Source organism: Pelistega sp. MC2, assembly GCF_900099475.1.
Lineage (GTDB): Bacteria > Pseudomonadota > Gammaproteobacteria > Burkholderiales > Burkholderiaceae_B > Taylorella > Taylorella indica.
This window is the reverse complement of the sequence record NZ_LT628275.1, coordinates 808,979-834,020: the sequence shown is the minus strand read 5'-3', so window position 1 is coordinate 834,020 and position 25,042 is coordinate 808,979. Positions and strand designations below refer to the sequence as shown.

Here is a 25,042-nt window from a genome sequence, read left to right as displayed (position 1 = left end):
CTCTCTTTATAAAGGGTTATAAACGAGTAATTTCGGCAATATTGCCTACGACTTTAATCACTGTAAAAGGTGTTTCGATAGTAACGCTTTCTTCGGTTGTGCCTTGAATGGTACCTGCGTGTTCACCTACCGCTGTAACATGTACAGTATTACCACACTGAACCGTTTTCTCTGGTGTTACTTCAACAAAAATGCTATCGGCCACACCAATATGCATCACATCTACTGTCTCGCCCTTTTTCTTTTCACCATAAACAATTGAGCGAACCACAACGCCTGCTACTTTATCAGTTAAAGCCGCCAATGCCTGAACACCTCCTTTTTCTGAAAGTGCGACAAAGAGACCTGGTCGCAATGCTGTTTCGCCATCATTTTTGTAAGCAACTGTTTTTGAGTTTGCTAAACCACCTTTGCCCACATCACCAGCTGAGGCCACTGCTGCCATTGTTGCATATGTCATTATTTAGACTCCTTAATGTTATATAAGCTATTAAAATCAATCATCGTGTTTGCTTCTGGCTTTGAATCTGTCACTATTGCTTTACCAACACCTGAATTCACATCCTTTACTGAGTGCTTTTTAGCCACCTCATAAACTGCCGTTACTGCCTCATCACTTAGTGTTTTAAGTGCTTGAGTCTCATATAAACCACTTTCAATAATGGCTTTTTCACGAATAGATCGAGCATTATCGCTATCAACAATTTTGATTGTAGGGAATGACGATTGCGCATCAGCTAAAACTGCACTACGCAATTTTTCCGCATGTCGCTCTGCTTTCTCATCGGCTAATTGTTTACGAAGAGCCGCAATCTCTGAGGCCATATCCGCATCTTTGACTGGTTTTTTCTTCTCTTCGTCACTCTCAGGGTCGTCTTCTGGTTTATCGTCAGACTTTTTCTCCTCAGGTGTACCGTCCTCTGGCTTACCCTCATCAGACGGTACACCAGCTTCTTTTTTCTCTTCCTCTTCAACCTTTTGCTTCTGTTCATCTGACAACTTAATGCCGAATGCACCTAATAAGGTATCTAGAAAGTTCACAGATTTACTCATGTTAATTTCCTTATCGGCCAGTTTTACAGATCCACCGCAACGACCCTTGGCCACAATCGCTACGTGGTTTCCCAACATTGGGGACATTTCAAAATCAGCACATGGATCCGTACTATCTAATAAATCACAATCGTAGCCGCAAGATAGTTCCTCCAGTTGCCCATCCTGAACTAGCTTGATAGCGTCCGCATCGTAAATCCACGCTTCAGCAGTCAGGATATCACCCTCTCGCTTGACATTACGGATGTTCCCTACTGAGAGTTGTTTCCAGTTCTCCGCACGTACACTGCCAGATGGGTGTCCAATCGTAATCGGCGCACCGTCAAAACTCTTAATCGTCTCATCGCTGAATAACGAGCGCTCTGTACGCGCTACCTTTTTAATTTCCTCTTTCGTGCCAACCGAAAGCTCGGTATCAAGGTAATCAAACACCCCAATGCGAGAAATTGACGCAGGTACAACTAAATAACCATCCCGTGTCATCTTTCGCTGGCTGATGCTTGAATTCGCTTTGTCGTTAAATCTCATCGTTTACCCTCTTACTGATTCTAAGTTGGAAATGACAAAACCCCGATAAAGCGACGAACTCTATCGGGGTTTGATTTTTTTATAAGGTTAAGTGTTTACTTTAGTACTTGAGCTACTAAACCAGACGCTGCAATCTTAATCACTTCAAATGACAGTTCTAATCGTTTGCTCTTAATCAATGTTTTCAGACTATTCCATGTCGAATCATTACGTATCTTATCTAGGAACTCGTGACCGTCCCACGTAAGCGACCGTGCGCCAAAGCATAACTCTCTCGCACTGGAATAATCTATCGCTTCTATCAGCCCTGCACTAAGCAAGAGTTTGAAGTGATATGAGACCATCTCAGCATGATAACCTCTGAATTCATCATCACTCAGGAAACTTTGTGCATCGGCTTTTTCCTCTAACTTCAAGAGTATTTTGCGGATTAAATCCCAGTCTCGTTGCATAGTGTTCTTCCAAAAAGAAAACCGACTATGGCTAGTCGGTTTAGTTATTTTAGTCAGCGGTTTCTAGACTTTCTAAGTGCTTGATTTGCTCTTCTACCGTTAAGTCGTAGTCCTGAGTAATGCGACGATAAAACTCAATCGCGTAAGGATTAGTTCGCAGATGGTAAATTTTTTCAGCAATTTCTGCCTTTGTTGGTTTGTAAGCCTCAGCCTCCGCTAATAACCTCTCATTTTCAGTGAACTGGTTACGCGTATCTTCTTGCCATCGCTCAATTGAAGAATATCCCTCTAGCTTTGCTAGCTCTCGTTGTCTCTCAATAGGTAAATCTAGAACACTTTCTATTGCCATTATTCAATCTCCATCAGCTCAATGGTAATCACGTTTTTAAAAGAAAACCAAGATGGTTTGTGAACCTTCTTCACAATGAATCGTTTCTCAGATTGGAACAGTACCTCTCGCTCCTGAGGGAACATAGATATTTTTTCAATATCCCTACCATTTTTCCCTCTGATTATAAAGCGAACATTTCCTTTAAAATCCTTAAGCGCATCTATTTTTGATGTACTAGTGAATTGTCTCTCTTCGATTATACTACCGATTTGATAGCTATCCAAGAAAGCTTTTAGCTCCTTTTTAGGAATACGAATATCCCTATAAGTTACACCTTGATATTTAGGCATTTTATCTAGAGCTTTATCCAGTTTACTTGCAACTAGTTTTTGTTGTGCAGTAGCGGTGCCTGTGCGTAACGCTATATTCAAATTCCTATGTAGCGTATTTGTATAAGCCACCAAATACTCCGTTTCAACGAATGATAATCCATACTCTTTCCTAGCAAAACCACTTAGTTGACGAGTATGACTTAAAATTGCAGCATATGCGCTTTTACTTACAAGAGCTGCTACTTCACTACTCCGTTCCCCTCTCACATCAGGCGTATCATTCACCCCATCGAATATAGCGATTGCTACACACCGACAGTTAATTTCATCTCCAGGATGTCCTGTTGGTGGTGGGTCATCGTACGAGAAAATTTTACCGTCATTGACCATATGCGATTCACGGACTCGCTCATCACCTGAGGTACTCCAGCGATACTTAGTAATACCTAGTTCTTCGTGACGTGCCTGTGTGAGTGCGCTATTCGCTTTTGAGGACTGGTCACGGGCGATTAACCTTGCTCGGCTATCCGTTACGCCACCAATCTCTTCAATCTCTGCGGCAATCTCTTTAGTTAACTTACCAGACGCTAACCCACGAGTCACCGCTGACTGCACTTTATCGAGATATTGCGTAGGAATAGACTTGATTAACTGTACATTAGCTAGTGTCAATCCCTCTAACCGCTGGGCTACCTTACCACCACCAAACACAAACTGTTCAATATCTACACCTGTCTGTCGCTTGATGTTATCTGCAACTTCTTGTTGATTCTGCTGGTTAGCTCGTGCAGCAAACTGTTGGGCTAGATTATTAGCTACCTTCTCCGTCCATTCTTGGTTTTCATACTGCTTTAGATAAGTCAAAAAAGTACGTACAGAAAACGCCTCTATGCCTTTGTCAGCACTATCCATAAAAAAAGCACCGCTAGATAGTTGCAGTGCTTTTTCAATGTCATCACGCATCTGTTTGACAAAGGATCTTAGTTGCGTGGTGTACCAAAGTTCCGTTCGTTTACTAACCTTTCTATACTTGAACTTCTTCGGTAAACGCTTCCCCATCTTCCTCTGGTTCAGCACCACCTCTTGTAAATTGATGTCCATCTGCATCCTCTTCTAGCATATTAAGGTCATCATCAGTAATCTTGCTAAATAATCCAGACTCTTTAAGCTCGCTCGCTACTTGATGCTCTGTAACAATACCTGCCTGTACTAATGCATTAGCAGCGATTGCAAAGGTATTAAGCACCGTAGCCTTTTGTTCTGCTGTCAGTTCTGAAAGTGGATTAAAATCAAACCACCAATCTGTAGGTACTTCACCTGATACTTGATAAAGAATCAGTGGATCTATCACCTCAAACACAGGACGTAAAATAGATTCCTGTAACGAATGAATGCCCTCATGGTAGTTTTGAATATCTTCGGCTCCGCTGGCGAAACCTGCCGCACTCTGTCCAAACAAAATCGTCAAAGGCATATCTGCTGCACCGGCAACTTCACTTCGAAACTCGACAAGCAAATCACGCAATCCACCAAAGGTTAATTCCTTTTGCTCATATTCATTCTCTTTATCAAGTAATAAACTATTGGTTGACGACTTAATCGCCTGAATATGACTCATGGCTTGAGCAATATCATTTTCACGACCAGAACTAAGGGCATTCGTTAATCCATCCATTTTAAAGACATCTACCTTACTCTCAGTAATCAAGTCACCAACATTAGCGCCCATCGTCTCGTAGCGCTTGAGGACAGTATAGACAGGCTCAATTGCCGATAATCCAAAAATCTTTTGTTCAGACAAGGGACGGTCAATCGCATTAATAATAATGAGTCGTGAGTGATGCACCCTTACTTTACCCTTAATGGTGTAATAGTCGTAATGCTTAAAATTACTTGATAACACATCATCATTAAGGCTCCCCTCTCCTGACACATCGGAAGGCATTAATATCACTAGTTTTTGGATAGCTTGCGACGCATCAAGAGGCAAGGCAGGATTACGCTCAGTAACAACCAGTAGTGCTACACCACCATAAAGAAGAGACCATGTTAATGCCTCATTCAGCGTAGTCTGTAATTTTAAGCGTCTTTCAATATCCTCAAAAGCCGTCATACTTTGTGCATCTAAATCATTAGACTGTGCCTTACGCCATTTACGTGTCATATCATTAGCTTTCTTGGAGCAAATTTTTTGGACAATCCAATTCTGTTCCCACAAATATTCCAGCTCTTTGATATTGTCCGTCAGCGAGCGAGTTTTTATAAACTTTGCCTCTTCAATACGCCCGCCAATTTGACGGTGTAGCATAGCAATACCATCATTTAAGTGCCTTGCGGGGATATGTCCCTTTTGTCGAGTATTTGCCATTTTTTTATATCCTATAAAACATCCCAGAGACTATTTCCGCCTACCGTAGGTGCAAAGCACATAATTAAAGCATCCGCTCTGTTTGGTGAGGGGATGCCTCGTTTTTTCATGTCCTTTTTACTTTCAACTTTTACTCTGCCATTATTGTCGTAATCAACTCGCGGCCTAGAAAGCTCTGCTTTTAAATAATCTAAATTAGGTATTGAACTATCTAAACTAATCAATTCATCCACTGGGTATGTATCCCCAAATCTAACAGCACGATAGGTTTTAAAAAAACGGTCTCTCACTGCCCACCACGCTTGCGCCTTGATGTTGCTGAACATATCACCATTCTTCTTGCCTGCCTCATACTCTGAGTCTTTGCGTAATACTTCACTGCCAGCATTAAACCCTATTACCTTCATTTTTGCTGTTCTAGCAAAACGTGCTTTGACACCAGCACCTACACCTATAGAGTCATAGGTCACTTGGTCTGCTCGCTTATCTAGGGCATATTGATGTGCTTTATCTGCACTGAAAATCACATCTCCCTGTGCCCATTCCTCTAAGTCCATCACCACTGACCCATGCGCAAAGCAAACCGCATTACTGTCTTTGCCCTCGTCTGCCACATCAAAGCCGACTACCTTTTTACCTTCAGCTGTAAAACCTAATTTGATATGAGCATTGACTGAAGCGTTAATCCACTGCGGTTTGATAATCGCTTGGTCGCTATCAGCGATTGGTTGCCCCTCGTAAACGTGTAAGTACAAATCGTAATCACGCTCACGCATTTGTCGCATATCTTCTAGTAGCTCAACGGGAAAATACGGGTTATCTTGCCAATTCACCATGACTGATGCACAACGCTCAGGCGGATTAACAACAAATCGTTGATAAGTATCATCCAAGATATTCTTAGGGTTGAAACTCACGATAATCTGTGAATCATCCTCCCGAATCGTCGGAATAAGTACATCCCAACTCTCTTTTGTTACGCTTTCCGCTTCCTCAACCCATACGTAGTTAATCCCCGTCATGGACTTAATTGAGGTAATATTGGATCGTAGACCTGAGAATGTAAAACGGCTCCCATTTCGCCCGACAATCTGTGTTTTTTGCACATCGAAAAAGGCTTGTAACCCTAACATCTCAATCTGATCTGCCAACATCTGAATTACCGAGTCGCCGATTGAGTTTTGGATTTCACGACAGCAAAGTACTCTCACTGGTTGGGTAAATGCTTTTAACACCAAAGCTCGTGCAATATTAAAGCTCTTGCCACTACCACGACCGCCATAAAACACAATAAACCGCCATAAGTCCTCAAAAAGAGGTTTAAATTTGGGCGGAAACTGAATATTAAGTTGACTCATTCCCAAAACTCACATAAATAGAGGTAGGCAAAGGCTTACCCCCACTTTGTAAGTCGATAACTTGCTTGTCTAATCCAAGCAGTTTTGCCTTGCCCATCGTTGCACTAACTGCCCCTGATGATTGTGGTGTCTCAGCCATCAGTGCTGCTTGTCGAGCTTCTTCTAATTCAGTAATAAGGTCATCAACTGTTAGCTTATGACGTTCTAGATGTTCTTGCTTGAGTGCATTGACCCTTACCGACACCTTACCGTTTTTTAAAAGTTCAGTCGCTTTTACATTAACAGTGTTTGCTCTCATTTTTGACGCATTATAAGCAAGCCTATAAGCTTCACTCGCATTACCAGTTTCGATATACGCTTGACAAAACTTTTCCTGTTTAGGCGTTAAACCACGACTAAGCATGGTCTTAACCTCACTTTTAGCCATGGTTAAACTCCTTTGTTTATAATCAATGTATGTGTGTTATCCATCCAGCAAAACAGCCAAACACTAACATAGGGGGTTATATGTCATCAATCGTTAACATCAAGTGCCGTTGCGGTTCTACAAAATTCCAATATCCCGACAACATTCAACGTCAAGACCAACTCAAAGGAAGTGATATCCTCACCTGCGCTTCTTGTGGTGCTAAAGGGACTTACAGCTCCGTCCTTGAACAAGCGAAGCAACAAGCTGTCGATGCGGTCAAGGCTAAGCTCAGGAAACTCTTTAAGTAATAATTCACGAGCCTGCTCAACGAGAAGATGAACATCACTCACTCGAATTTGTAGTTCATTCATGCTTACTCACCATAAAAAAACCTCGGAGGTGTGAGTTCCGAGGTTAAAACTATCTTTCAATTTTCGTAGAGCACACTGCTCCACCCGTATTGTCGCACTTTCTGTCGCGCTTTTGCAAGAAGCAAATGTCGCGCTTTTTTAATAACCTTTTGATTTTGAATTGATTTTTTATTTTAATCAGCTTCACTTTCGTCAATCCATTGGTGGGGTAATCTGTAAGTATTTAGCTAAATCATCCATTTCTTTTGCTATTTTTCTATGTTTTTCTTTTGTTAAAGATTTCGTAGACGCATTAAAACATTTCTCATTAACTTCTGTTTTACAAGCGTTCAACCCTCCTGTGGCTTTATAAAAAACTGCGCTTGCAAAAACCACTTCCCTTAGCTGTTCTGGAACATTACTTACGTCATCTTCTACGAGTTTATTAATCTGTTGCATATATTCATCAACAGCTTCTTTAATTAATTTTTCTTCATCTTTTTTATCAAAAAAATAACAATTTTTTAACACAGGGGAACCTGCTACTTCTCCACCCCCCACACACAAAAGCGAGATTTTTTGGCCTTTATTTAAATCAACTACTTTATCAAGTTCATCAGGTCTGAACGAGGCTTGCACCTTGTTAACAGTATATTTTTCTTTTGATTTGAATGATACAACGGGTTCATCTTTAAAATCGCTGCTTATCTTTTCAACAATGCCTGATACAAAAATATTTTTACCTTTATATTTTTTATCTCCTCGTATTTCATTCTGGTCGTAAGTTTTAAGAATTTCTTCAGCATCGGTCTCAAAAGAATAATCAAACCTTTTATCTTTCTTATAGAAATCTCCAAAAGCAGTTTCGCCACCATCCATATAACTTAATAAGTCATCACTCAATAAAAATTTAGTTAAAGCCAATTCACGTTCCGACGGCAGGTACTTAATTTCATCAGAAATAGCTTGGTTTGAAAACACGAGTAATAAAGTCGAAAGTAGTACTTTTTTCATAATATCGCTCTCCTCCTTAAATTAGTTAAAAATAAGACAGCTTCTATTCAAACATTAGCAGACCACTTTGGAGTAAGTTTAGAATATGCAGAACTTAGAAGAGTCAAAGCCCAAAGGAGATGAATCCTTTGAGCTCTTGGTAAATATTGATTATTGGCGTAATCAATATTTGGGGTTAGTTGTTCACCTACTAACTCAGGCAAACAATCTAGCTTTAAAACCTTAACCCTAGATTTTACAAGGTAAGTCTTTTAAAATCTACATTGTTCAGGAACAACTAATCAACGAGGACTCATCATTACCCGATTTTACGTCCTTTCTTCTTTCCCATACTGTATTGTTTGATTAGACTGCAAGACGTATAGTTCACACCACCACCAACACGCCTTGCGTCGTCTTCCCTGTTCCTAGTTTTAACGGATCAGATGGATTCAACGTAGCGCGCCATTGGTCGTCTTCTTTTAATCGTTTTTCCAATTCCTTGCGGAACTCTCGTGCGTGGATAGCCTCGGCTGCTGTATGAAAGTCACCCGGCGTAATGTCTGCCGCAAGAAACATCCGTGCGACGATGTCATAAAAGATCTCCATATTGACTTTGTAATGTACTCGAGCGTCATAGCAATGTGCGGCATAATTATTGGAGCCAATAGCACGTAGTGGTTTTTCGAGTAAGGCGAGTGTCTCGGACATGTTAAACGCCATTTTCTGCAAACTCGCCAAATCAAGGATATCTTCAACGGACACACTAATGTTGCGCATCGGGGTTGTATAGGTAATCTGTTGCGGTGATGGTTGTGTCTCTTGTGTGTGGTTTTCCAACACATCTAATACCCATTTACGAAATTCTTTGGCGACTTCGGTACGAGCAAACATGGCGATTAAGTGTGCGCCTCGTAGGCTAAAAATTCGGGTGGTGGTTTGATAATTTCCTGAGGTGGTCAATTTGACCACCTGAGCCATTTTGTCTGTAAATTCGTCTTGATTACGTGTATAAATCTTAGAAACAGAACGCTCGTCTGAATATCCCAACGCTTGGGCGAGTTGCGCTGATTTAACCCAGATTTGGTTGTCTTGGTCAATGATATCAAATGAAGTTTGATTGAATGTTAATGCTTGCATAAACAAGGCTCCGTGAAGTTTTTATTAAAACCTCGCCCCGTCTTCCGCCAAGAAGAGGGAGGGGCAAGAACGTACAGGTTGGCGGACTGCTCTCACGGAAAACAGCACATCTTACGATGTCCCATACGCTCGCCCCCATAAAGGAGCGCAAACAAAAACCACTTAAACGCAATGGATAAAGTGGCAGTGTCTGCCGTGAAAGTCAGTTCAGGCCGCCAAGCCCGACTACAGTTGTTTGGTGTAGTGGTTCCATCATAACCTCGTCATTAAAAAAAATCAACTCCATTTGTACTCTGCCCCGCCTCCAAGCTTATCTCGGGCTTTAACCTCAATATTGCCCGTCTCGGCTAGGCTCTCTAACACCCGCTGCACCTGACGTGTGGTACTACGTCGCTCTCGCTTTTTAGGATTGATATAGTTCACAATCGTTTTCACCCGAAAAGTTTTATGTGGATAAGCACTCAGTAATTCTATGACTTCATTGGCGTATTTCACACTTTACCTCGCATAAAAGCCGTTAAATCCTTTCTGACGTTCTCAATCATAAATTCAACAGTTCGTACTGGTACGCCTGTTTGTTTACTGATGGCTGTTCGACGTGCTGTTCGGTTTAGCCCACGATACGTTAAAAATCTATCCACCCACTCGCGACAAATAATGATTTTGACGACCCAATGCTGACGTTTAACAAAATCAGCCACAAGGTGATGATGTGACCAATTAACTGGTGTGTGAGATTGGTTTTCATCGTCTAGCTTGATTTCAGTTTCTACACCGTCCTCAAGCACCCCCTCCCACTCTTCTTTGGTAGGTCTGTAATAGCGCTCCGCAGACGCACAAAAGGAAGGCTCCTTTGGTCTTGGATCCTCACCGTTGATAAGCTCCCCTCGAGCCCAGTTAATGAGTAAATCGTCAGCTGTCAGCATCGATAATCACCTCTACAAAACCCTTTTTGTTTGGGTCTATGTCAATATCCAAAGTAATTGGTCGAAATAAACTATCATCAATTCCTAGCGCCCTCGACATACCATCAATGGATGGCTTCATTGCCGCAAGCAGATTATCAAGATCACGCTTTCTTTTATCTGGAGCGTAAAAAACGATTTTTAACGATTTTTTTGTATTGCCTATATCGACATATAGACCAGACGATTTAACGATACTATAGGCTCCAAAAATAGCCTCATTTTTGATTTTATTTGTTGTCGTCCAGTGCAATCCATTTTTTCTATTTGGAAATAACCGACTATCTGGCCAAGGTAGCGTTAAGAAAATCAAGCGGCTACTCCTTGGCTTTCAAGGACTGCTTTTTTTAAGGCAGCAAATCCGTTTTTCATTTCTGCTTTTGACAAAAACTTAGAATCATTAGGCAAGGCTTTAAATGTGCTTTGAGCTGGCTCATCACGTGACGGCATTTCACACGCTTTGATAAATTCGGTTAGGCTTGGTGGCCAAGCGTACATTTCCGAACAGTTTGCTAGTCCACGCTTGACTTGTTGAGGTGTGATGTGTCTAGCATGTAGCGCTTCAGCCCAAGCATTACGCCAGTTCCCGATACTGTTGGGATGTGTGAAAGATTGGCGCCATTTACCTGTGTACATTCCATCCAAGCGGTTGAATAAGTGATCAATGGCAGTTACTCCTAGCACAGGGATAATCTCAAACCACGGATTATTCAGCATTGCTCACCTCCCGAACGGGTACATCAATGAAATTTCCAATCGGTTGTAACCCATGTTGCTGATTGGCAGGGTTAGCCTTGACCCAGGCCACAGGGTCAAATTTTTGATTATATTTTTGTTCCGTTTTTGTAGAAGATTGAATATTTTTTTCGTCTTCAAGCAAACCTTTTACGGTGCCTAAAACGTAATCAAAGGAACTTTTATTTTTACTTTTTGCAATAGAAACAGCATCAACAAAGTGCTGCATTTTTGCACCTTTTTCGATTAAATTATCCGTCTTTTGGTTACTTGTTGCATTGATTCCCTGACTCCTGAGATAGGTCGTAATGGCGGCTCGTTCTTTGATTTCAGGCACATCAATGACAGTGTTTTCATCAGAAAAAACGGGAGGAGAAAAATTTTCTTCGCATGCAATACTCTCTATATATTCTCCTCTCTCTTTATTATTTATATTGGTTATTGGTTTATGGATAGTATTACTGCGTGTATTACTTGTAGTATTACTGCGTGTATTACTTGTAGTATTACTGCGTGTATTACTTGTAGTATTACTATTTTTTTTATTCCACCTTGCTTCAACCATTTTTCTAGCTTTATCAGACTTGTCAGATGCTTCTTCTAACGATTCATCCACTTGACGATTAATATATCCATCGTCAGTTTCCTCAAAAAACTCAGCTAAGACAAAACGCACAGCATCCATCTCTGCTTTTTTGACAACACGAACTAATCTACAAAGAACAGCAAAGTCTTTTGGAAGAGAGCCTTTGGCATAGTACATATCAACCAGACGCCTATAAGCCCCCTCTTCTATCATCGATAATCCTATCGTATTTAACAGATTGTCACCAATATGGTATTTATAATAATGCATTCTCCGCCCCTAGTTGTCCCTTACCGACCCTGCCAATAAGTCACGATTTGGATTAAGCTGACCATAAACGTGTTTTCGCAGGATCTTTCTTATGTATGTACTCAGAGCCTCTTCACCCTCTAAGGCAGCCAGCTCTTTTAAGTCCGCTTTAAGCTTTTCGCCCAAATGGATCTTTATGTCTTCTGTGCACTTCTCTCTTCTCGCCATGATCAACCTTTATTTAGTTGATGTACGAAGAATAGACCAGTCCACATCAGGTCTTAGATCTTCACAACGGACTAAGCCATTTGTGGCTTTTTCGATATCAGGACAACGCTCTGCTGGCACTTGGCGTTTACTAAGTGCCCATTGTGATATAAGAATAAAAGGCACACCAATTTGCTTGGCTAACTCAACTCTAATACCTCTTTTTTTATTTACATATTCAAGTAGACGCATGATTATTTTTTAATAAAGTTTAAATTTCTAAATATATTAAGCTAAATGCTTTGTATTGTAAAGCTAAAAGATTTATTTATTAATAAGCGTATTGCTTATAGAATAAAGCTATGAAACAAATTAACGACATCAGACTAAATAACCTTAGAGCCTTAATTAATGAGGCAGGTACTCAAGAAAAACTTGCTACGGCAGCGGGTATTTCACCTATATACTTGAATCAAATTATTAAGCAACGTATTGATAACGCGACTGGTAAATCTAGAAATATAGGGAATTCAACGGCTCGCAAGCTTGAGAGCGCAATGAATAAACCATTCGGATGGCTAGACCAAGATCATTCTTATGATGAATCTGTTAAAGATGGTTATATAGAACTTGAGTATTACGATATTCGCTCTAGCGCTGGTCCTGGTAGCGTGGTTGATTACGTCCCTGCGATTAGTAAAATGCTAGTACTGGAAGACTGGGCAAGAGAATATCTAAAAACTATCGAACCTAAAAATATCAGAATCATTAACAATAAAGGCGTTTCAATGTACCCAACGATTAACGATGGGGATTTATTGTTTGTTGATATTTCATGCAACCGATATGATGGTGATGGTATTTATGTAATTCTGGATGATGAAGAATTAAAAACCAAAAGACTAATTAAAGAGGACGGTATTATCCGTATCATCAGTGACAATCCTTCCCCTGCTTATAAAGAAAAAACCGTTAGTGCTAAAAACCAACATACGCTAATGATTTGTGGCAAAGTACGACGATATTTTGCGTTGAAAGATGCGACTTAAGGTTAAGAAATGAGAGAGAACACAAAGGTAGAGTTTCTTCTTTATATCCGTCATTGTACGTATTAAATTGAGTGAAACACATGAGCAAAAATATTAAGTTAAAGACACTATCGTTCAAGCAAAAAGCATTTCGCAAATTCGCAGACACAGAGATAACATTCGCTGACCGGATCACTTTAATCGCAGGACATAACGGAGTAGGAAAAACAACAATTTTAGGGCTTTTAGCAGGGACCTTTGGGTTAACAGATACTTCTTTTAAGACCTATACAGAAGAGCTTTTTTCCAAGAGTATTGAAAATATCCTACATATTGACTTAGCAGAAGTAGGGCAACACACAGGGGACGCTAGAGAGAATCCTAAGATTACAGCAAACATCGATGGCGAGACGATAGAGAAAAGGTGTTCACTAACCACGAGAGGTGATAAAAATAAAAATACTCGTCGAGCAAGACTTGTTGCTAGAAACACTTCGCCTGAATTCGATAACCTTGTGGGTGAAGCATCTAAAGTATCTTTACCAACCCTTTTCTTAGGAGTGAAAAGGCTCATCACTATCGGAGAGTCAGAAGAAAATAGCGTTTCTATAACCCCCCTTCAAGAGATGTGCCCAGACGATAAGAGGTTTATTAAAGAATTCGTAAGCAACATTATGTCTGGTAGTCCACTTACTGACGACATTTCATATCAAACCATAACAAAACATGAAAAAAGAAGTGCTCAACCTAAATATGAGAACTTCAGCGAGTTTAGCATTTCATTAGGTCAAGATAGCCTAGGCACTATAGCTACCGCGCTAGCCTCTTTTCAAAAACTTAAACGAGATATGGGCGAGGACTACCCCGGTGGGTTATTGCTCATTGATGAGATAGATGTCGGTTTCCACCCCCGCACCATCCGCAAACTAGCAAGTGGACTAAAAAATGCAGCAAAAAAGCTAAACCTCCAAATTGTTGCGACAACGCACTCCCCTGTTCTTATCGAAGAAATATTCACTAGCTCCGAGCAGGATAAAGTCATTTATTTCTTTGACAGTAACCACCCTCATATTAAAGACAATATTTCCCTCCAAGATATACAAAACGACTTAGAACTTAGGTTGACAGAGAAAGTCGAGAAGAAAGATATTCATGTTTATTTTGAAGACGAAGAAGGCAAAGAATTTTTTGATGCGATTTTTCCTGCTCGCTCCAGGACAGCAGCTACGTCTAATTTAAATGTGAAACTACATCTTATCCCTTTGCATGTTGGGGGGGATAATTTGCTAAAATTCCCAAAGACAGATGCACATTTTCGACAAAGGGTCATCGTTGTTGATGGGGATACTACGATACATAGACGTAATAATATATATAAAAATGTAGTCAGATTACCTATCCCTACCAATACACAAATAACCAACGCATCCCCTGAACGATTAATTAAAGATTTTTTAGCTGTTCTCGTCAACGACCGAGTCCTCCTTAAAAAACTTCCCAACAACATCACCTCAGACTATATTAATGACGTTTTGCTAGACTCGCACACCACTAACAATAGAACATCAGCTAAAAACTGGTGGAGAAAAAATTTTAAGAACCTGAAGGATTGGAAAATCATTAAACTATGGGCAGAAAGCTACCCAGAAGAGGTGGAAGTATTTAAAAACAACTTTGTCATTGCTCTAAAAAATGCCTTAAAAAATACTGGCCAAACAAAGCAAAAACAGATAAAATAAAGGGTATGAACACATTCCACACTCCCCTACGTTATCCTGGTGGCAAAGGTAAATTTGCCCCATTTATTGAGTCACTCATTGAACTCAACGGACGCCCATACACTCACTATTTAGAAGTATATGCGGGGGGTGCTGCTGTAGCCTTAGAACTTCTATATCAGGGTTTTGTTAAAGAAATCCACATCAATGATTTTGACTATGCTGTGTACGCCTTCTGGCAAGCTGCTGTGCATCATACAGATGACTTTATTGAAAAAATCCAGTCAGTAGATATCTCGATGGATAATTGGTATCACTACCGCACTATCCTAATGGACGAATCGCGAACCGATATTATGGAAAAAGGATTTGCGACCTTTTTCATGAATCGTTGCAACCGCTCTGGCATTTTGAAAGGTGGGGTAATAGGCGGTAAAGCTCAGTCTGGACAATGGAAACTTGATGCACGGTTTAACAAAGAGCACCTTATCGAACGTTTCCACCGTATCAAGAGATATCGATCTCAGATACATGTACATAACGAGGATGCAAAACAGCTTTTAGAGCAATGTGATGCATTTTTACCAGTAGATAAATCGCTTATCTATTTAGACCCACCCTATTTTGTTAAGGGCCAAGGGCTATATCGAAACTTCTACAATCAAAAAGATCATGAAGATATTCGAAAAACACTAGACAATCTTCAATATGATTGGATTGTCTCTTACGATAACGCCCCTGAGATTCGTGAAATCTACAAGGGCTATCCAACACGTGAGCATTTACTAAACTATAGCGCACAAGAGAAAAAGCTAGGCAATGAAATTGTTTTCTTTAGCCCTAGTCTACGTATTCCTCGTAAAAACCTTCGTAAAGCGGCATAATATTACCCTAACTCCACCGAGTGGGTGTTGTTTTATGCTGTAGCTGGCACTCCATAAAAAGGCGTCACTACAGACTTTTTATGTTTTTGTTCTGCTTGCCAGAGGTCATAATCCAATTGCATTTTTAGCCATGTTTCCGCTTTAAAAAGCTTAATGGCTTCATCTAATCGAAGAGCCATTTCAGGCGAAATCCCTGTCCTACCGTTAATAATACGAGACAATGCTGCACGAGTAATGCCGAGATTCTTTGCCGCTTCTGTTATCGTGATATTGCTATTGTCCAAATACTCTTTCACAAATAAACCGGGATGTGGAGGGTTGTGCATTCTAGCCATTTTAAGCTCCTAATGGTAATCCTGATAATTCACAATATAAACGTCTTCACCATCAAACATAAACGTTACTCGCCAATTCCCATTGACTTTTAATGACCAATGTCCTTTCAAGTCACGCTCTAATGAGTGTAGATTCCAACCGGGCATATCTATTTCATCAATACTCTTCATGACGTTTAACGCTTGAAGTTGCAATTGTAATCTTGTACTATGCTTGGCGTTAATTCCTTTCGTAGAACCTGTCTCAAAGAATATCTGCAAGCCTTTATGTTTGAAAGATTTAATCATGTTCGTTTGTATCGTATACCGTTACTATACATTATACATTAATCAACAAAAATATCATAATCTCACCTTCTCGCAATAAAAAAAACACTATCAAGTGCTTTTTTAACTTAATACATGTAGTGATGATTAATGGCAGTGCTTACCACCTCGTTTATGATCGTAATGGCATCCATTACTATCTGTTCTGCCACCATGTGCCTGTACCGGTGCGGCAATACTAAACGTTACTAAAGAAACTACTAAAATTGCAAATAATTTTTTCATACTATTTCCTTTTGAATCCGGCAGCTATCCAGTCAACAGCAAAAAAGATAGTCCAAAGCAATGCTATAGGAACAAGTAGAAATAAAAACGTTCGTTGAAGAGTTTCTTTTATAGATACGTGTTTAGCGTTTTTATAATGATAAAGCTCCTCTTCCAACTTAGATAGTCCTAGATTATGAAAAAACTCTTCTTGCGTTGACTCATCAAATTTACTAGCATAAAGACCTTTTGATTGTTTGTAGTTAACAAAAATATCAAAAACCTCCTCTACATTAGTAAACCCAAAAAGATAATAAAGAATCTCTTCATTGTTGTATTTATGTTTTTTTGCTGTTTCAACAGCTTTTTTTAGTATGTCATCATCCCATAAGACATTAGATTTTTTTAATGTAATTTTTTCATCATTCTGTGAGTGAGAAAATTTATTAGTACCATCTATTTCTTTTCTAATTAATTCATCAATTTCTGAAGCAGTAGAATAATTTATCGCGTCATTTATTTTTTTAGATGTATCGCTGTACAGCAAAACCACTGCAAATATTGTCCAAGCATAAGTAAGAACAACAAAAATCCTAAAAAAACCCATTTTCATATCTTCTTAGCATTCCTTTTAAATCAAATAGTTATCCATTATAACATCAAAATTTACATTTTTTAACAAAATAAATAAAGCATTTTGTTTTATTTTTGCTTTACTTTATTAAGCAATTAGCTTAATATAATATTTAACGAACGGCACAAGATTGTCGGACTATCGGAGCCACCCAGAACGGGACAATGATAGGGCTGAAAACAGGAATGTGATTAGGCAGTGTAGGTTAGAAGCGTGGTTAAGTCTCACGGAGTAGCTAACCGTTAACACTTAAGAGCTTTCTGGCGAGAGCTTTTAAGTGTTTTTAGATAAACCTAGGTGATGCGAAATGATTAATAAAAAACCAAAAACATTAACAGTCTTTGTTTGGGATGATGCTTTTGGAGCACCAGCGGGATGGGTATTTGAAGATGAAATTGAAAAAACTGTTAGTCAAGTATGTTCTAGTGGATTCTTGATAGATGAGACAGACGATACCCTGACTATAGCCCCCCATATAGGCGGCAATAATCAGGATAGACAGCAATATGCAGGGACGCTGACAATCCCTAAGCGTCAAATTACTTACCGCGCTTCAATGGAACTGAGCGATTTGGCGCCTGAGTTAGCACTGAGCCTGCAAGACGTTTTGCCGCAGTAGTAGAACTCTTTTGCTGCAAAACCTTGCCAGCTAGAGATGCTAACTTAGCAGAAGATTGCTCACATTTAGCCATATAGACCTCCGTGAAAAGTTAAAAATTTTTCAAGCTTCACACTATGTGAAACCATTTTATAAATGGCGATTAACCCTATTCTTTTCAATAGGTTACATTAAATTTATTTCAATTAACTAGTTAATTGTTCTGGATATAAAAATGGACGCAGAAACAAGATATTACGATGATCTACTAGAAAAGCACTTAAACGGCTGTGGTTACACCATTGATATTCAATACGATGAAATATTCGAAGCTCTGGCCGAAGCTATTGAGGATGATGAGAAAGAATTTTTAGGTGTCTCAATTAATGATTGGATAGATATTATTCTGAACGACGCATCAGAAAAACGATCAGATCAATTCTGTGATTTATGGAACTTATCAACCAAAGACGCTCACTACTTTGTGGCCCATGTCGTCTTACCTGAAATTCAAAATGACCTATACAGTTTTATCGAAAAACTATTCGATGACGACCTAACCCCTGAGATGGAATATTTCGTTAAAAAGGAATATTTAAAATGAAAAAATTTTGGAACTGGCTAACGTCAGATTTTGATAATGGCTACGACAACGACCCAATGTGGCCCACGTCATTTAAAGACTTCTTAATTTTAGTAGCTGGTGGTTTGATTACTATCAGCTTTTTTTATGGCATTTATGCTGCACTGTTTTTATTTGAATGTTTTATTTATGGAGCTTAAATACTTATGTTAAGTAGAGAAGAATGGCTACAAGCTAGAAAAAAAGGGATTGGTGGCTCAGATATCGCTTGTTTAGTCGGACAGAACCCATACAAAACAGCCTTTGAACTTTGGCACGATAAGATGTCTACTGAACAAAAAGAGTTTGATGAAGACTCTCAAGAGCGTATGTATTGGGGGATTGAGTTTGAGAACCTAGTCGCACAACGTTATGCCAAGGACAAAGGCGTTAAAGTACAGCGTATTAATACGATGATGCAGCATAAAGATGTACCAATCGCTTTAGCTAATATCGACAGGGCTATCGTTAAACCAGGATCTAGAGTACGTTGGTGTGATAAAACTCATCAATTGATTGGCGCAGATAAGCTACTCGAAGTTAAAACAGCCCATGCCTTATCAATTAATAGTGATGATTGGGGTGAGGAAAATACCGATGAAGTACCTATTAATTACTGGTATCAATGCATGTGGTATATGGGTATAACTGGTGTACATACTTGTGACCTTGCTGTGTTATTTGGTGGCCAGCGTTTTAAAGTCTATACGATTGAATATGATGATGAGATTTTTAACGCATTGCTTAAACGAGCAAAAGAATGGTGGGATAAGCATATTCTCACCGGTATTGCGCCAGATCCACACGATGAAGCAGAAGCTAAATTAAAGTGGGCTAAATCATCACCTGGGAAAGAAACTATTGTAGGTACAGATGTTGTGGAATTAGTTAATCAGCTAAAAGAAGTTAATAGTAAGTTAGCAATTTTAGAGGACGAAAAACAATCTATTAGAGACAAACTCGTTCCTATGTTAGAAGATGCTGAAATCATCACGTATCAAGGCGAAAAAATCGCTACTTACAAATCAAACAAAGACAGTACCGTGACAAATTGGAAAGAGGCTTACTTGTCACTTCACCCTACCCCTATACACATTGAGCAATTCCAAAGTATCAAACATGGTGCTCGTGTCTTACGTATCAATTAATGAAAGGATAGACTATGTCAGAATTAATTCTAACTGGAAGCAAAGGCTTACAACCTACAAATATCAATGAAGCAATGCAATTGGCTGATATGTTGGCCAAATCATCCATTGTCCCTAAAGAATATCAAGGTAATCCTGGTAACGTCTTTGTAGCTATGCAATGGGGGGCTGAAATTGGACTAGCTCCCATGCAAGCCGTGCAAAATATCGCTGTCATCCATGGACGGCCTAGCATCTGGGGAGATGCAATGCTTGCTTTAGTTCGTGGTAGTGGTTTACTGGAATATATTCACGAAAATCCAACAGACACTGGATGTACAGTTAAAGTAAAACGAAAAAATGAAGATGAAGTCGTCAGAAGTTTTACTCAAGAAGATGCTAAAAAAGCAGGCTTATTAAGTAAACAAGGCCCATGGACAGCCTACCCTAAACGAATGATGCAAATGAGAGCAAGATCCATTGCTTTACGTGATGTATTTACAGATGTTTTAAAAGGCATTCATTCAGCAGAAGAAGCAATGGATATGCCTAGCGAACGTGATATGGGTGAAGTTGACGAGGTTAAATCCGAAGAAAAGCCTACTAAAAAATCACGTAAAGCATCTGCAGCTGCCGCTTTAGCTATTGAAGATAAGACTCAAGAACAATCCGATAACACGATCCCTGTTGTTGATTTTCAGGCGTTGATGACTCAATTCCAAACAGCTAGTACTGTCGAAGAATTAAATGCTATTGCGGATAATGCTAAGCACTTAAAAGATGAAGGCCATAAAGAAATATTAAGAGGTAAATACAAAGAGCGTCTTGCTGAACTAAAAAACCCTCCTCCAGTAATTGATGAGGATGGTGTGATCCATCAATCAGAAGAATCACTTGTAGATGAAGATATTCAGTATTGATTAATACGAACTGACAGGGGCTTAAATCCCTTTTGGGCATCATTCGTTATTACTAAACCGACTATATTCTAGTCGGTTTTTTTATGGATAAAAACATGTGGTTTAAAAACTTAAAAATATTTAGATTATTTTCTAACTTTCATATCACTTCAAGTGAATTAGAAACCTTACTATCTAAAAGAGCTTTACATACTAATCAACATTTAGCTAAAAACGCAGGGTTTATACCGTTTTTTGAAGAGGAAGGAACACTTGTACACAAAGTAGAAAATTACTTAATGTTCAAGCTAAGAATCGAGAAAAAGCTACTGCCCTCTTCTGTTATTAATCAAGCTTTGAAAGAAAGGGTTAAAGAAACAGAAGAAATGCAAGGCTATAAAGTCGGTAAAAAACAAACCAAAGAAATTAAAGAAAACGTTACGGCTGAACTTTTACCAATAGCGTTTAGTGTTCATAACGATATATCTATCGGGTGGGACTTAGTTAATAAATGGATGTTTATTGATACTTCTTCAAACGCAGTTTCTGATGAAGTAACAGGGAATTTAGTTCAACTATTTGAAGAAGAAATCCCTTTTCTTAGCTATATGACTAATGAAAGCCCTACTAGTTGTATGACCAGTTGGCTAATCAATAATTTTGCACCTGAAAACTTCACGATTGATAAAAACACAGAACTGAAAGCTTTTTCTAATGCTCGTATTAGGGTTAGATACGATAATGAATCGCCCGAACATGAAGAGATAAGTAAACATATTACATCAGGTAAAAAATGCACAAAATTAGCTATGACGTGGAATGACCGTATTTCATTCGTACTTAATGAACATGGTGATATTAAAAATATTTCGCCTTTAAATATTCAAAAAGAAAGCAATCAAAACATAGATTGTGAAAAATTCATAGAACGTTTTGACGCAGATATGACGCTGATGTTTGGTGAATTTAATGAGTTACTAAAAGACTTATCAGAAGCAATGGGCGGTGAAAAAGAAGTGGCTGGAGTGAAATAATGGCATCAGTAAATAAAGTGATTTTAGTCGGTAATTTGGGTGCCGATCCTACCTTACGTAGTATGCCTGACGGAGGGCAAGTGGCTAACATTAGCGTGGCGACTACATCTACTTGGAATGATAGGAATACAGGGGAGCGCCGCGAAGAAACTGAGTGGCATAGAGTAGTGTTTTACAGTCGTTTAGCAGAAATCGTTAGTCAATATTTGCGTAAGGGTAGCAGTATCTACCTAGAGGGTCGTCTAAAAACGCGTAAGTACACAGGACAAGATAACGTAGAGCGTTATACAACTGAAATTATTGCAGATAGCCTGCAAATGCTAGGCTCTCGTACTGATAACGAACAAAGTAATCAACAATCACAAGCACCCACTAAAAAAACAGGTGCCAGTGCTAGCGATTATGCAAAAGCATCTGGTGGCTCTGTGAAACAATCTCAATCAGTCGAAGATATGGATGATGACATACCATTTTAGGAGAGATGAATGATTTTACCAACAAACATTACACAACTATCACTATATGACATGTATAGGGACGCTTTTGATGACAATAGGTATTTTTTCAATTTAAGTATTAAAGAAAAGGATTTTTTTGAAACATTGGCTGAGTACATAAATGAACTAGAAAAAATGATTGACTTATCGGAGAGTACTTAAAAATGAAACCTTTTAATTTAGAAAAAGCTTTACAGGGCGAACCTGTACGATTACGTGATGGGAAAAAACGTTTGTAAAACAGACCTCTTTTTACTTACAAAAGACATATATTAGTGTTAGTATTTAGATAATTAATTTAAATGTAGTCATTATGGAAATACCGAGTAAAAAACAGGTTAAGAAAGCTGGTGATACGCTAGTAAAAAATCCAAAAGATGCCAAAGCTATGGAAATTTTATCGCAATGGCGTTCTTTGCATGCTCACCCTGTTAATACATTCCAAGCACTTTTACGAAAAAAAGCATTAAAAATTAAAGATGCCGTCATTGCTCAGCGACTAAAACGCACTCCTTCCATTATTAGGAAATTACAGCGATTTCCTAATATGGATTTATCGCGTATGCAAGACATTGGGGGGGTTCGTATTATTGTGCCTAAAATTGCTGATGTTTATGAATTACACCAAAGCCTAATAACAGGTAGACATCAACATAAACCTGTATTGCCGCCTAAGGATTACATCAAAAACCCTAAAGAAGATGGTTATCGTAGCCTTCACCAGGTTTTCAAGTATGCGAGTATCAACAAACCTGAACTTAATGGTTTACAAATTGAACTCCAAATTAGAACACACTTGCAGCACTATTGGGCTACTGCGGTTGAAACTTTAGGAATTATTGAAAAGTCTTCCTTTAAAACCGGTGAAGGAAACGAAGAATTTAAACACTTCTTTAAACTAGTTAGTGTCTTATTTGCACATAGTGAGAAAAAAACTGTCTTAGATAGATATCGTGATACTCCTATCAAGGATATTATTAGTGAAATAGTCACTTTAGAAAGAAAATTACAGATATTCACCAAGCTAAAAGGCTTAATTATCACTGGTAAACACATTACGGCAACGCAACCAAAAGGGGTGTATTATTACCTAATGCAATTAGACACCAGTAGCGATACCGCTACTTTGAGTTTAATTCCTTTCTCAGAAGAACAGTTGCCGTTCGCTGAAAAAACGTACCGCCTATTAGAGATAGATAATATTGACAATCCATCAATCGAATTAGTATTGATGTCTGTGAATAGTTTCAAAGATGTCAAAAAAGCATATCCGAACTACTTCTTAGACACTCAAAAATTTATTGATCATTTGCAACGTCTTATTGCTAAGTCAGCATAAGAATAAAAGCTTTAATTAACCCCTTCTGACAAGACCGCCTTATAGGCGGTTTTTTATTGGAGATTTCAAATGAAGATAATGCCTAACAATGGGATGAAAATCCTGATACCAATAAACGAACCTTGTACACACTTTCTTCAGATTAATAAGGAGTCTTAATTATGACCAAACAACTATACTACTTTCATGAACGTCTACCCCCTGCAGACGTTTTTTTTCGAGCATGGACAGCAGACGAAACACAAACAGGACTGTACTGTAGAAATCAATCTGACAATTACACTTCTGCAGACAAGCTAGTAACTATACCAGGAAGCCTGTTTACTCGTATTTTCTATTTTTGGGAGCTTTCGTGATGAAAGAGAGAATTAAACAGATTTTAGAGACGACGAAAAAGGACTGGAAACTATGAAATACATCACTATTCGTGCCTTTGCACAGCAAACAGGCTACACAGAAAAAGCTATCTACAAAAAGAAAGCAGAACACTGGACAGAGGGAGTGCATTACATCAAAGCCCCTGACGGAAGGATTTTAATTAATGTTGAGGAGTATGAAAAATGGGTCGAGGGGTCAGCAGTCGCTCAAAAAGCACCATCCAAATCACATTCCAATATCAGGGCAAGCGTTGCCGTGAGACGCTCCCACTTGAGCCCACGCCTAGCAACTTAAGAAAGGCAGAACAATTTCGTGCAGCCATTCTTGAAGCTATCATGCGTGGCACATTTGACTATGCTGTATCATTCCCTAACTCTAAAAATGCACCCACTTATGCTATTTTTAAGGGTCAGGTACAAAACGTCAAGTATTACTTCCACGAATGGATTACAGGTAAAAAACTAAAAATCAAAGCCTCTACGGCGGCCAGTTACCAGAAACTCATTAATAAAATTACTGATAACTTCGGTGACATTTTGCTAATTGATTTTGTGCCTGAACAACTTGAAGAATGGTTTGATACGCTAGATGTAAAAAACAAAACTTTTAAAAGTTACATCAGTCTAATTCGCACAGCTCTAAATGATGCAGTCCGCAAGAAAATCATCCCTATCAATCCATTTTTAGATTTCGAATATAAGCGTACAGAAAGCCCTCTTGATGATGATCACATCGAACCTTTTACTGTTGATGAGCAAAAAAAGCTCATTGATGCTTGCAATAATGAGATGGAACGTAATCAACTCATCACATTCTTATGGACTGGGTTGAGAACAAGTGAGCTGATTGCTTTAACTTGGAAAGATATTGATTTTCATAAAGGTTACATCCGAGTCAATAAAGCCATTACAAAGGCAAGTAAGGGTAAAGCAGAACTTCCAAAAACAAAATCAGGTAAACGTTTTATTAAGATACTAAAGCCTACTCTTGACGCTCTCAAGAGTCAGTACATCTTGACTCAACATAGACAGACCGTGTTTATTAATCCCCATACAAACGAATCATGGAATGGGGATAGTCCTATCCGCAAACGTTGGGTTCGTTTATTAAAAAGAGCCAAGGTGAGATATAGAAATCCTTACCAAACAAGACACACCTATGCTAGCATGATGTTATCGGCTGGTGAGCCTGTTATGTGGGTCGCACAGCAAATGGGGCATGCAGACTGGACCATGGTCGCTAGAGTCTATGGCAAATGGATTCCTGACACTAATTTATCCGCAGGAGATAAAGCGGTGGCGTTATTCAATGGCACAAATTAGGCACAGCAGTGCATTAAGCCATTGAATTTTAATCATTGTT

36 protein-coding genes are annotated in these 25,042 nt (G+C 39.0%); 15 read left to right on the top strand and 21 right to left on the bottom strand.

Annotation, left to right across the window (positions count from 1 at the left end; genetic code table 11):
* Window positions 1–16: 16 nt before the first annotated feature.
* The 10 genes from BQ4443_RS09545 to BQ4443_RS09500 all read right to left on the bottom strand — a co-directional run bounded on the left by BQ4443_RS09545 (window position 17) and on the right by BQ4443_RS09500 (window position 8,195).
* On the bottom strand, window positions 17–460 hold the full coding sequence (locus tag BQ4443_RS09545) for a structural cement protein Gp24 (RefSeq protein ID WP_071058721.1): 444 nt from the start codon (window positions 458–460) through the stop codon (window positions 17–19).
* The gene (locus tag BQ4443_RS09540) at window positions 460–1,581 is read right to left on the bottom strand and encodes a DUF2213 domain-containing protein (protein ID WP_071058719.1); all 1,122 of its coding nucleotides are present in this window, start codon (window positions 1,579–1,581) and stop codon (window positions 460–462) included. Before BQ4443_RS09540 ends, BQ4443_RS09545 begins: the two co-directional genes overlap by 1 nt.
* Window positions 1,582–1,676: 95 nt before the next feature.
* Window positions 1,677–2,033 carry a DUF2513 domain-containing protein gene (locus tag BQ4443_RS09535; RefSeq protein ID WP_023949008.1) on the bottom strand — a complete coding sequence of 119 codons (357 nt, stop codon included), beginning with the start codon at window positions 2,031–2,033 and terminating at the stop codon, window positions 1,677–1,679.
* Window positions 2,034–2,082: 49 nt separating this feature from the next.
* Window positions 2,083–2,382: a hypothetical protein gene (locus tag BQ4443_RS09530; protein ID WP_071058717.1), complete on the bottom strand. Its 300-nt coding sequence runs from the start codon at window positions 2,380–2,382 to the stop codon at window positions 2,083–2,085.
* Window positions 2,382–3,659, bottom strand: coding sequence for a phage minor head protein (locus BQ4443_RS12465; protein WP_176752464.1), 1,278 nt, complete (start codon window positions 3,657–3,659; stop codon window positions 2,382–2,384). The genes BQ4443_RS09530 and BQ4443_RS12465 overlap by 1 nt, the downstream gene beginning before the upstream one ends.
* A 61-nt stretch (window positions 3,660–3,720) precedes the next feature.
* Window positions 3,721–5,064 carry an anti-CBASS protein Acb1 family protein gene (locus BQ4443_RS09520; RefSeq protein WP_071058713.1) on the bottom strand — a complete coding sequence of 448 codons (1,344 nt, stop codon included), beginning with the start codon at window positions 5,062–5,064 and terminating at the stop codon, window positions 3,721–3,723.
* A gap of 11 nt (window positions 5,065–5,075) precedes the next feature.
* Window positions 5,076–6,422 carry a PBSX family phage terminase large subunit gene (locus tag BQ4443_RS09515; protein WP_071058711.1) on the bottom strand — a complete coding sequence of 449 codons (1,347 nt, stop codon included), beginning with the start codon at window positions 6,420–6,422 and terminating at the stop codon, window positions 5,076–5,078.
* Window positions 6,409–6,849: a terminase small subunit gene (locus BQ4443_RS09510; protein WP_256330978.1), complete on the bottom strand. Its 441-nt coding sequence runs from the start codon at window positions 6,847–6,849 to the stop codon at window positions 6,409–6,411. The genes BQ4443_RS09515 and BQ4443_RS09510 overlap by 14 nt, the downstream gene beginning before the upstream one ends.
* A gap of 86 nt (window positions 6,850–6,935) precedes the next feature.
* Window positions 6,936–7,202, bottom strand: coding sequence for a hypothetical protein (locus BQ4443_RS09505; RefSeq protein WP_071058709.1), 267 nt, complete (start codon window positions 7,200–7,202; stop codon window positions 6,936–6,938).
* 192 nt (window positions 7,203–7,394) lie between these two features.
* Window positions 7,395–8,195 (bottom strand): OB-fold protein, encoded by an 801-nt coding sequence (locus BQ4443_RS09500; protein WP_071058707.1) that lies wholly within the window; start codon window positions 8,193–8,195, stop codon window positions 7,395–7,397.
* 85 nt (window positions 8,196–8,280) lie between these two features.
* Here BQ4443_RS09500 and BQ4443_RS12460 point away from each other — a divergent pair, with 85 nt between their 5' ends.
* Entirely contained in the window at window positions 8,281–8,421 is a 141-nt protein-coding gene (locus BQ4443_RS12460) for a hypothetical protein (protein WP_176752463.1), read from the top strand.
* 140 nt (window positions 8,422–8,561) lie between these two features.
* Here BQ4443_RS12460 and BQ4443_RS12455 read toward each other — a convergent pair whose 3' ends face one another.
* The 7 genes from BQ4443_RS12455 to BQ4443_RS09460 form a co-directional block, all read right to left on the bottom strand.
* Complete coding sequence (locus tag BQ4443_RS12455; RefSeq protein WP_071058705.1) at window positions 8,562–9,314, bottom strand: BRO family protein; 753 nt, start codon at window positions 9,312–9,314, stop codon at window positions 8,562–8,564.
* Window positions 9,315–9,590: 276 nt separating this feature from the next.
* Window positions 9,591–9,809 carry a hypothetical protein gene (locus BQ4443_RS09490; protein ID WP_071058703.1) on the bottom strand — a complete coding sequence of 73 codons (219 nt, stop codon included), beginning with the start codon at window positions 9,807–9,809 and terminating at the stop codon, window positions 9,591–9,593.
* Entirely contained in the window at window positions 9,806–10,240 is a 435-nt protein-coding gene (locus BQ4443_RS09485; RefSeq protein ID WP_071058701.1) for a hypothetical protein, read from the bottom strand. Before BQ4443_RS09485 ends, BQ4443_RS09490 begins: the two co-directional genes overlap by 4 nt.
* Window positions 10,227–10,592, bottom strand: a complete 366-nt coding sequence (locus BQ4443_RS09480; protein ID WP_071058699.1) for a RusA family crossover junction endodeoxyribonuclease — start codon at window positions 10,590–10,592, stop codon at window positions 10,227–10,229. The genes BQ4443_RS09485 and BQ4443_RS09480 overlap by 14 nt, the downstream gene beginning before the upstream one ends.
* On the bottom strand, window positions 10,589–10,996 hold the full coding sequence (locus BQ4443_RS09475) for a replication protein P (RefSeq protein WP_071058697.1): 408 nt from the start codon (window positions 10,994–10,996) through the stop codon (window positions 10,589–10,591). The genes BQ4443_RS09480 and BQ4443_RS09475 overlap by 4 nt, the downstream gene beginning before the upstream one ends.
* Window positions 10,986–11,870 carry a YdaU family protein gene (locus tag BQ4443_RS09470; RefSeq protein WP_083331904.1) on the bottom strand — a complete coding sequence of 295 codons (885 nt, stop codon included), beginning with the start codon at window positions 11,868–11,870 and terminating at the stop codon, window positions 10,986–10,988. The genes BQ4443_RS09475 and BQ4443_RS09470 overlap by 11 nt, the downstream gene beginning before the upstream one ends.
* A 216-nt stretch (window positions 11,871–12,086) precedes the next feature.
* Window positions 12,087–12,308, bottom strand: a complete 222-nt coding sequence (locus BQ4443_RS09460) for a transcriptional regulator (protein ID WP_071058691.1) — start codon at window positions 12,306–12,308, stop codon at window positions 12,087–12,089.
* A gap of 110 nt (window positions 12,309–12,418) precedes the next feature.
* Between BQ4443_RS09460 and BQ4443_RS09455 the strand changes: the two genes are divergently transcribed.
* The 3 genes from BQ4443_RS09455 to BQ4443_RS09445 all read left to right on the top strand — a co-directional run bounded on the left by BQ4443_RS09455 (window position 12,419) and on the right by BQ4443_RS09445 (window position 15,686).
* The gene (locus tag BQ4443_RS09455; RefSeq protein ID WP_071058689.1) at window positions 12,419–13,105 is read left to right on the top strand and encodes a LexA family transcriptional regulator; all 687 of its coding nucleotides are present in this window, start codon (window positions 12,419–12,421) and stop codon (window positions 13,103–13,105) included.
* Window positions 13,106–13,185: 80 nt separating this feature from the next.
* A complete protein-coding gene (locus BQ4443_RS09450; protein ID WP_071058687.1) occupies window positions 13,186–14,823 on the top strand; it encodes an AAA family ATPase in 1,638 nt (545 codons plus the stop codon).
* A 5-nt stretch (window positions 14,824–14,828) separates the two neighbouring features.
* Entirely contained in the window at window positions 14,829–15,686 is an 858-nt protein-coding gene (locus tag BQ4443_RS09445) for a DNA adenine methylase (protein ID WP_071058684.1), read from the top strand.
* A 32-nt stretch (window positions 15,687–15,718) separates the two neighbouring features.
* Here the strand turns inward: BQ4443_RS09445 and BQ4443_RS09440 are convergent, their stop codons facing one another.
* The 4 genes from BQ4443_RS09440 to BQ4443_RS09430 form a co-directional block, all read right to left on the bottom strand.
* Complete coding sequence (locus BQ4443_RS09440; protein ID WP_071058683.1) at window positions 15,719–16,021, bottom strand: HigA family addiction module antitoxin; 303 nt, start codon at window positions 16,019–16,021, stop codon at window positions 15,719–15,721.
* Window positions 16,022–16,030: 9 nt separating this feature from the next.
* Window positions 16,031–16,309, bottom strand: a complete 279-nt coding sequence (locus BQ4443_RS09435; RefSeq protein ID WP_071058681.1) for a type II toxin-antitoxin system RelE/ParE family toxin — start codon at window positions 16,307–16,309, stop codon at window positions 16,031–16,033.
* A 126-nt stretch (window positions 16,310–16,435) separates the two neighbouring features.
* Window positions 16,436–16,573 (bottom strand): YHYH domain-containing protein, encoded by a 138-nt coding sequence (locus BQ4443_RS12325; RefSeq protein ID WP_143000585.1) that lies wholly within the window; start codon window positions 16,571–16,573, stop codon window positions 16,436–16,438.
* A 1-nt stretch (window position 16,574) separates the two neighbouring features.
* Window positions 16,575–17,165 carry a hypothetical protein gene (locus BQ4443_RS09430; protein ID WP_143000584.1) on the bottom strand — a complete coding sequence of 197 codons (591 nt, stop codon included), beginning with the start codon at window positions 17,163–17,165 and terminating at the stop codon, window positions 16,575–16,577.
* A 328-nt stretch (window positions 17,166–17,493) separates the two neighbouring features.
* Here BQ4443_RS09430 and BQ4443_RS12450 point away from each other — a divergent pair, with 328 nt between their 5' ends.
* The 11 genes from BQ4443_RS12450 to BQ4443_RS09380 all read left to right on the top strand — a co-directional run bounded on the left by BQ4443_RS12450 (window position 17,494) and on the right by BQ4443_RS09380 (window position 25,002).
* Entirely contained in the window at window positions 17,494–17,805 is a 312-nt protein-coding gene (locus BQ4443_RS12450; RefSeq protein WP_071058677.1) for a hypothetical protein, read from the top strand.
* A 214-nt stretch (window positions 17,806–18,019) separates the two neighbouring features.
* The gene (locus BQ4443_RS09420; protein WP_071058675.1) at window positions 18,020–18,388 is read left to right on the top strand and encodes a hypothetical protein; all 369 of its coding nucleotides are present in this window, start codon (window positions 18,020–18,022) and stop codon (window positions 18,386–18,388) included.
* Complete coding sequence (locus tag BQ4443_RS09415; protein WP_071058673.1) at window positions 18,385–18,567, top strand: hypothetical protein; 183 nt, start codon at window positions 18,385–18,387, stop codon at window positions 18,565–18,567. Before BQ4443_RS09420 ends, BQ4443_RS09415 begins: the two co-directional genes overlap by 4 nt.
* A gap of 6 nt (window positions 18,568–18,573) precedes the next feature.
* Entirely contained in the window at window positions 18,574–19,554 is a 981-nt protein-coding gene (locus BQ4443_RS09410; RefSeq protein WP_071058671.1) for a YqaJ viral recombinase family nuclease, read from the top strand.
* Between the two features lie 14 nt (window positions 19,555–19,568).
* Window positions 19,569–20,453: a hypothetical protein gene (locus tag BQ4443_RS12445; RefSeq protein WP_071058669.1), complete on the top strand. Its 885-nt coding sequence runs from the start codon at window positions 19,569–19,571 to the stop codon at window positions 20,451–20,453.
* 83 nt (window positions 20,454–20,536) lie between these two features.
* Entirely contained in the window at window positions 20,537–21,466 is a 930-nt protein-coding gene (locus BQ4443_RS09400; RefSeq protein ID WP_083331903.1) for a recombination-associated protein RdgC, read from the top strand.
* Window positions 21,466–21,942, top strand: a complete 477-nt coding sequence (gene ssb / locus BQ4443_RS09395; RefSeq protein WP_071058666.1) for a single-stranded DNA-binding protein — start codon at window positions 21,466–21,468, stop codon at window positions 21,940–21,942. Before BQ4443_RS09400 ends, ssb begins: the two co-directional genes overlap by 1 nt.
* Before the next feature lie 334 nt (window positions 21,943–22,276).
* Complete coding sequence (locus BQ4443_RS09390) at window positions 22,277–23,302, top strand: RelA/SpoT domain-containing protein (protein ID WP_071058663.1); 1,026 nt, start codon at window positions 22,277–22,279, stop codon at window positions 23,300–23,302.
* Window positions 23,303–23,463: 161 nt separating this feature from the next.
* Window positions 23,464–23,658 (top strand): hypothetical protein, encoded by a 195-nt coding sequence (locus tag BQ4443_RS09385; RefSeq protein WP_071058661.1) that lies wholly within the window; start codon window positions 23,464–23,466, stop codon window positions 23,656–23,658.
* 52 nt (window positions 23,659–23,710) lie between these two features.
* Window positions 23,711–23,974, top strand: coding sequence for a hypothetical protein (locus BQ4443_RS12205; RefSeq protein ID WP_083331902.1), 264 nt, complete (start codon window positions 23,711–23,713; stop codon window positions 23,972–23,974).
* A complete protein-coding gene (locus BQ4443_RS09380) occupies window positions 23,863–25,002 on the top strand; it encodes an Arm DNA-binding domain-containing protein (protein WP_071058659.1) in 1,140 nt (379 codons plus the stop codon). The genes BQ4443_RS12205 and BQ4443_RS09380 overlap by 112 nt, the downstream gene beginning before the upstream one ends.
* The last annotated feature ends 40 nt before the right edge of the window (window positions 25,003–25,042 follow it).

Coding starts and splice junctions, on each gene's coding strand:
- BQ4443_RS09545 (WP_071058721.1), bottom strand. CDS start 460: ATGACATATGCAACAATGGCAGCAGTGGCCTCAGCTGGTGATGTGGGC.
- BQ4443_RS09540 (WP_071058719.1), bottom strand. CDS start 1,581: ATGAGATTTAACGACAAAGCGAATTCAAGCATCAGCCAGCGAAAGATG.
- BQ4443_RS09535 (WP_023949008.1), bottom strand. CDS start 2,033: ATGCAACGAGACTGGGATTTAATCCGCAAAATACTCTTGAAGTTAGAG.
- BQ4443_RS09530 (WP_071058717.1), bottom strand. CDS start 2,382: ATGGCAATAGAAAGTGTTCTAGATTTACCTATTGAGAGACAACGAGAG.
- BQ4443_RS12465 (WP_176752464.1), bottom strand. CDS start 3,659: ATGCGTGATGACATTGAAAAAGCACTGCAACTATCTAGCGGTGCTTTT.
- BQ4443_RS09520 (WP_071058713.1), bottom strand. CDS start 5,064: ATGGCAAATACTCGACAAAAGGGACATATCCCCGCAAGGCACTTAAAT.
- BQ4443_RS09515 (WP_071058711.1), bottom strand. CDS start 6,422: ATGAGTCAACTTAATATTCAGTTTCCGCCCAAATTTAAACCTCTTTTT.
- BQ4443_RS09510 (WP_256330978.1), bottom strand. CDS start 6,849: ATGGCTAAAAGTGAGGTTAAGACCATGCTTAGTCGTGGTTTAACGCCT.
- BQ4443_RS09505 (WP_071058709.1), bottom strand. CDS start 7,202: ATGAATGAACTACAAATTCGAGTGAGTGATGTTCATCTTCTCGTTGAG.
- BQ4443_RS09500 (WP_071058707.1), bottom strand. CDS start 8,195: ATGAAAAAAGTACTACTTTCGACTTTATTACTCGTGTTTTCAAACCAA.
- BQ4443_RS12460 (WP_176752463.1), top strand. CDS start 8,281: ATGCAGAACTTAGAAGAGTCAAAGCCCAAAGGAGATGAATCCTTTGAG.
- BQ4443_RS12455 (WP_071058705.1), bottom strand. CDS start 9,314: ATGCAAGCATTAACATTCAATCAAACTTCATTTGATATCATTGACCAA.
- BQ4443_RS09485 (WP_071058701.1), bottom strand. CDS start 10,240: ATGCTGACAGCTGACGATTTACTCATTAACTGGGCTCGAGGGGAGCTT.
- BQ4443_RS09475 (WP_071058697.1), bottom strand. CDS start 10,996: ATGCTGAATAATCCGTGGTTTGAGATTATCCCTGTGCTAGGAGTAACT.
- BQ4443_RS09470 (WP_083331904.1), bottom strand. CDS start 11,870: ATGCATTATTATAAATACCATATTGGTGACAATCTGTTAAATACGATA.
- BQ4443_RS09460 (WP_071058691.1), bottom strand. CDS start 12,308: ATGCGTCTACTTGAATATGTAAATAAAAAAAGAGGTATTAGAGTTGAG.
- BQ4443_RS09455 (WP_071058689.1), top strand. CDS start 12,419: ATGAAACAAATTAACGACATCAGACTAAATAACCTTAGAGCCTTAATT.
- BQ4443_RS09450 (WP_071058687.1), top strand. CDS start 13,186: ATGAGCAAAAATATTAAGTTAAAGACACTATCGTTCAAGCAAAAAGCA.
- BQ4443_RS09445 (WP_071058684.1), top strand. CDS start 14,829: ATGAACACATTCCACACTCCCCTACGTTATCCTGGTGGCAAAGGTAAA.
- BQ4443_RS09440 (WP_071058683.1), bottom strand. CDS start 16,021: ATGGCTAGAATGCACAACCCTCCACATCCCGGTTTATTTGTGAAAGAG.
- BQ4443_RS09435 (WP_071058681.1), bottom strand. CDS start 16,309: ATGATTAAATCTTTCAAACATAAAGGCTTGCAGATATTCTTTGAGACA.
- BQ4443_RS12325 (WP_143000585.1), bottom strand. CDS start 16,573: ATGAAAAAATTATTTGCAATTTTAGTAGTTTCTTTAGTAACGTTTAGT.
- BQ4443_RS09430 (WP_143000584.1), bottom strand. CDS start 17,165: ATGAAAATGGGTTTTTTTAGGATTTTTGTTGTTCTTACTTATGCTTGG.
- BQ4443_RS12450 (WP_071058677.1), top strand. CDS start 17,494: ATGATTAATAAAAAACCAAAAACATTAACAGTCTTTGTTTGGGATGAT.
- BQ4443_RS09420 (WP_071058675.1), top strand. CDS start 18,020: ATGGACGCAGAAACAAGATATTACGATGATCTACTAGAAAAGCACTTA.
- BQ4443_RS09415 (WP_071058673.1), top strand. CDS start 18,385: ATGAAAAAATTTTGGAACTGGCTAACGTCAGATTTTGATAATGGCTAC.
- BQ4443_RS09410 (WP_071058671.1), top strand. CDS start 18,574: ATGTTAAGTAGAGAAGAATGGCTACAAGCTAGAAAAAAAGGGATTGGT.
- BQ4443_RS12445 (WP_071058669.1), top strand. CDS start 19,569: ATGTCAGAATTAATTCTAACTGGAAGCAAAGGCTTACAACCTACAAAT.
- BQ4443_RS09400 (WP_083331903.1), top strand. CDS start 20,537: ATGGATAAAAACATGTGGTTTAAAAACTTAAAAATATTTAGATTATTT.
- ssb (WP_071058666.1), top strand. CDS start 21,466: ATGGCATCAGTAAATAAAGTGATTTTAGTCGGTAATTTGGGTGCCGAT.
- BQ4443_RS09390 (WP_071058663.1), top strand. CDS start 22,277: ATGGAAATACCGAGTAAAAAACAGGTTAAGAAAGCTGGTGATACGCTA.
- BQ4443_RS09385 (WP_071058661.1), top strand. CDS start 23,464: ATGACCAAACAACTATACTACTTTCATGAACGTCTACCCCCTGCAGAC.
- BQ4443_RS12205 (WP_083331902.1), top strand. CDS start 23,711: ATGAAATACATCACTATTCGTGCCTTTGCACAGCAAACAGGCTACACA.
- BQ4443_RS09380 (WP_071058659.1), top strand. CDS start 23,863: ATGGGTCGAGGGGTCAGCAGTCGCTCAAAAAGCACCATCCAAATCACA.